This is a genomic window from Pseudoalteromonas sp., assembly GCF_041613455.1.
GTDB lineage: Bacteria > Pseudomonadota > Gammaproteobacteria > Enterobacterales > Alteromonadaceae > Pseudoalteromonas.
In genome coordinates, this window is sequence record NZ_JBFJHD010000220.1 from 1 (window position 1) to 4,894 (window position 4,894).

Consider the following 4,894-nt stretch of genomic DNA (forward strand, 5'->3'; position numbering starts at 1 on the left):
AGATGAAATGAGTAAAGACACGATACTTTTTGACATTAATGAAACGGTATTAGATTTAACCACGCTCAGTGCAGAGTTTAAGCAGGTGTTTGGCAGTGAACATGCCTTGCCGCTGTGGTTTAGCGAGTTATTACATACGTCAACAGTGTGTATTAGCAGTGGCTTGCAGACGAACTTTGCTGCGTTGGCTGAGGCGATGCTCGACAATATAGCCGTGCGTTATGCGGTGGTGTTGTCTGCAACGAAGAAAGCCCAGTTATTGGCAAACTTTGCAAAGCTTGCGGCCCATGCGGATATAAAACCGGCATTGAGCCGGTTGCGCGCGGCGGGGTTTAAAACAGTGGCATTTTCTAATTCATCGACACAACTGTTAACCTCACAGTTAGAAAATGCAGGGATAATTGATTATTTTGATACGGTTATTTCTGTAGAGCAAACCGGCAGTTTTAAACCCGATCCGCAAGTATACAAATTTGCGGCCTCAACACTTGAACAGCCCGTTACTAGCTTACGATTAGTTGCCGCCCACGATTGGGATACACACGGGGCGTTATCGGCGGGGCTCAAGGCTGCCTTTATCGATAGAAAAGGGCTGCCTTATCATCCACTGTATCGCCAAGTTGATATTTATGCGACCAGCATGGATGCTATTGTGGAGCAAATTATTCAACAATAATTAATAGCCATAAAAAAACCGCTGCTCAGCAGCGGTTTTTATTGGTTAATATAAATTACATGACTCGCATGCCCGGCTCTGAGCCATCATCAGGGTTAAGAATATAAATTTCTTTACCACCTGGACCTGCTGCTAATACCATACCCTCTGACATACCAAAGCGCATTTTACGTGGTTTAAGGTTAGCTACCATTACGGTGAGTTTACCTTCGATATCTTCAGGTGCGTAAGCCGATTTTATACCGGCAAACACTTGGCGGGTTTCGCCACCTAAATCAAGGGTGAGTTTAAGTAGTTTATCGGCACCTTCTACATGCTCTGCTTTAGCAATTTTAGCCACACGTAAGTCTACTTTTGCAAAGTCATCAAATTCAATTTCTGCGCTAATAGGCTCTTTTGCCAGCGGGCTATTTGGATCAATTGTTACTTTTGAGCTTAGGCTCTCCTTTGATTCATCAACCATTTTATTTACTTTGTCCATTTCTACACGTTGCATTAACGGTTTAAATTTATTGATTGGGTGGCTTACTAATGCCTGTTGTACGCCATTCCATGATAGCTCATCATTTAAAAAGGCTTCTACATTGGCTGCCATGCCCGGCAATACCGGTTTTAAATATGTAATTAATACGCGGAATAAGTTAAGCCCCAGTGAGCATACTTCATGTGCTTGTTGTTGCTTGGTTTCGTCTTTAATTAACACCCAAGGAGCTTGGGTATCAATAAATTGGTTAGCTTTATCGGCCAGCGCCATTATTTCGCGAATAGCGCGGCTGAATTCGCGGTTTTCAAAGTGCTGTGCAATATTCGGTGCGGCAGCTTGAAACTCGGCAAGTAATTCAGGCTGCATGACGCTGTCGCTTAGCTTGCCGTCAAACTTTTTAGTAATAAAGCCGGCACAACGGCTGGCTATATTGACCACTTTACCAACTAAATCTGAGTTTACACGCTGTGCAAAGTCTTCTAAATTTAAGTCTAGATCGGTAATGCCGCCGCTAAGTTTAGCCGCGTAGTAATAACGTAAGTATTCAGGATCTAGGTTATCTAAATAGGTACGCGCTTTAATAAACGTGCCTTTTGATTTAGACATTTTTTCACCGTTAACGGTAACAAAACCATGGGCAAACACGTTGGTTGGCTTTCTAAAGTTAGCGCCTTCTAACATGGCTGGCCAAAACAGGCTGTGGAAATAAATAATGTCTTTACCAATAAAGTGATACAGCTCGGCAGTTGAGTCTTCTGCCCAAAATGCGTCAAAGTCGATGCCTTGTTTGTCACACAGGTTTTTAAAGCTGGCCATATAACCAATTGGCGCATCAAGCCATACATAAAAGTATTTGCCTGGAGCGTTAGGAATTTCAAAACCAAAGTACGGCGCATCGCGGCTAATATCCCACTGCTGCAAGCCATCGGTAAACCACTCATCGAGTTTGTTCGCCATTTCTTGTTGAATGGTGCCCGAGTGGAGCCATTCTTTTAACATGCCTTCAAATGCTGGTAGGTCAAAAAAGTAATGCTCAGAGTCTTTTAAAATAGGCTCGGCACCCGACATTGCAGAGCGCGGATTAATAAGCTCTGTCGGGCTGTAAGTTGCGCCACATGCATCACAGTTGTCGCCATTTTGATTTTCAGAGTTACACGTAGGGCAGGTACCTGTTACAAATCGGTCGGGTAAAAATATGCCTTTTTCAGGGTCAAATAACTGCGAGATAGTGTGCTTTTTAATATGCCCAGCGTCGTTGAGACGATTATAAATCAGCTCGCTGAGTTGTTTGTTTTCGTCGCTGTGGGTACTGTGATAATTATCAAATTTAATATTAAAATCAGCAAAGTCACGCTGGCGCTCAATACTTACCTTTTTGACCATTTCTTCCGGCGTGATCCCTTGCTTTTGTGCATTAAGCATAATAGGGGTGCCGTGCGCATCGTCGGCGCAAACATAATAGGCTTCATGCCCTTGGAGTTTTTGAAAACGTGACCAAATATCAGTTTGAATATACTCCAATAAATGGCCTAAGTGAGTTGGGCCATTGGCATAAGGTAATGCGCTGGTAATTAGGATCTTTCGCTGCGTCATAATCATTCCGAATTGTCGGTTCCTCGCAAGGAACAAAGATAAATCATAATATAATCGACAAGCAAGGCGATAACTGCGCGCTGCTCATTGATTTTTACTAATTGACTGGTGTTAATGCCCTGAATGTTACATAATTCCGAGGCACTTTTCATCAAAGAAACGTTATTTAATTACTATGTTTGGACTGTCGAAACTATTCTCCTCTAAATCGGTGGATAAACAACCGATTATTACCGCGTTAGCGGCATATCGAAGTGCGGCGTTTGCGGTGGGCATTGATGAAAGCTTCATTACAGATATTAGCCAAAACGACGATAAGTCACTGCATATTACCCTGACACTGCCATTTGCGGCGCAATCAGAAATGCCACAGCTTGCAGAGTTTATCAGTGATGCATTATCGCTTGCTGTGAGTGTCTCGGCCACTGTTGAACTAAAAGAAACCGCAAAATTTAAAGCCATAAAACACATTGTGCTTATTGCCTCGGGTAAAGGGGGCGTAGGAAAATCCACCACGGCTGTTAATTTAGCCGCAGCGCTGCAATGTGAAGGGGCTAAAGTGGGTATTTTAGACGCGGATATTTATGGCCCGTCTATTCCGATGTTATTAGGCTTAGTGGATGCAAAACCGAGCAGTCACGACAACAAACAGCTGTTGCCGTTTGATGCCAATGGGCTCAAAGCCCAGTCGATCGGTTTTTTAGTCCCCAGCGATGATGCCACGGTTTGGCGCGGCCCAATGGCGTCGGGGGCATTAAGCCAATTGTTAAATGAAACTGACTGGGGGGAGCTTGATTATTTAATTGTCGATATGCCGCCAGGTACCGGCGATATTCAGCTCACCATGAGCCAAAAAGTGCCGGCCAGTGGCACGGTGATTGTCACCACGCCGCAAGATTTAGCGTTAGCCGATGCGCAAAAAGGCATTGCCATGTTTAATAAAGTGAACGTGCCAGTGCTGGGGTTAATCGAAAATATGAGCCATTACATTTGTAGCCATTGTGGTGAGGCTAATCATGTTTTTGGCAAAGACGGCGCACAAAAGTTGGCACACCGCCATGGCGTGCCGGTGCTGTCGCATATTCCGTTGGCCATCGATATTCGCGAATATTCAGAGCAAGGCAAAGTTATTGCCAGTGATCATAGCGCCGCAATCAGTAACACCTACAGCGCAGCTGCAAGGCTGATAGCCAGCACGCTTTACTATCAACAGCATCATAATTCAGTAGAAATTGTGATTACGGATGATTAATACACAATGAGACTTTCAGATACACATATTAAAGAATACCTAAACGATGGCCGTATTGTTATTGAGCCTGCCCCCACGGATGAAATGATTTCGGGGGTGACTGCCGACTTACGTTTAGGCAATAAATTTAGAACCTTCCACGCCCATACCGCGGCGTTTGTCGATTTAAGTGGTCCTAAAGATCAATTAAATAAAGCCTTAGACTCAATTATGAGCGACGAAATTGAACTGAATGAAGGTGAGGCGTTCTTTTTACACCCAGGCGAACTAGCCTTGGCTATTACCCACGAAAAAGTAACGCTGCCGGCAGATATTGTTGGCTGGTTAGATGGACGTTCATCATTGGCACGGTTAGGGCTAATGGTGCATGTTACCGCGCACCGTATTGATCCCGGGTGGAGTGGTAATATCGTACTGGAGTTTTACAACTCGGGTAAGTTGCCATTAGCACTGCGCCCGATGATGAAAATAGGCGCGATGAGCTTTGAAACACTCACCGGCCCATGCGAAAACCCCTATAACACCCGTAAAGATGCTAAATACAAAGATCAAAGCAGTGCGGTGGCCAGTCGAATCAGCGACGATAATTAAAACCAAGCAGCAGGTTAATATTGGCCGCTTAGCTCGCTTTATGCAGCGCATAACCCAGTAATGCAAAGTAGTGGTTAAGCGCTGTATTTAGCTGATTGACATGCTGATTGCTTGGGTAGATTAACTGATTACTATTAAGCCCACTGACTAAAAAGCTATTTTTTATCTGCGGGTGGCTGGCAATACAGGCTTCAAAACACCGTGCTGCTAACTCCTCTGGTAAACTCATGTAATGCAGCTTGTGGGCTTTATCAAATGCAATACAGCGTTCTACAAAGGAGTTTGCCGTTAAGCCCTG

5 protein-coding genes are annotated in these 4,894 nt (G+C 44.3%); 3 read left to right on the forward strand and 2 right to left on the reverse strand.

Annotated elements, in window-relative coordinates; all coding sequences use genetic code 11:
• Positions 1-676, forward strand: a 676-nt coding sequence (locus tag ABYB02_RS14595; protein WP_372763139.1) for a haloacid dehalogenase type II, incomplete at its 5' end; no start/stop codon positions are given.
• A 55-nt stretch (positions 677-731) separates the two neighbouring features.
• On the opposite strand, the gene metG is transcribed toward ABYB02_RS14595, so the two are convergent.
• Positions 732-2,753 (reverse strand): methionine--tRNA ligase, encoded by a 2,022-nt coding sequence (metG, locus tag ABYB02_RS14600; protein ID WP_372763140.1) that lies wholly within the window; start codon positions 2,751-2,753, stop codon positions 732-734.
• Positions 2,754-2,928: 175 nt separating this feature from the next.
• Here metG and apbC point away from each other — a divergent pair, with 175 nt between their 5' ends.
• Complete coding sequence (apbC, locus tag ABYB02_RS14605; protein WP_372763141.1) at positions 2,929-4,005, forward strand: iron-sulfur cluster carrier protein ApbC; 1,077 nt, start codon at positions 2,929-2,931, stop codon at positions 4,003-4,005.
• A gap of 6 nt (positions 4,006-4,011) precedes the next feature.
• Positions 4,012-4,596: a dCTP deaminase gene (dcd, locus tag ABYB02_RS14610; protein WP_372763142.1), complete on the forward strand. Its 585-nt coding sequence runs from the start codon at positions 4,012-4,014 to the stop codon at positions 4,594-4,596.
• Positions 4,597-4,624: 28 nt separating this feature from the next.
• On the opposite strand, the gene ABYB02_RS14615 is transcribed toward dcd, so the two are convergent.
• A partial coding sequence (locus tag ABYB02_RS14615) for an LPD1 domain-containing protein (RefSeq protein WP_372763143.1) occupies positions 4,625-4,894 on the reverse strand: 270 nt, incomplete at its 5' end.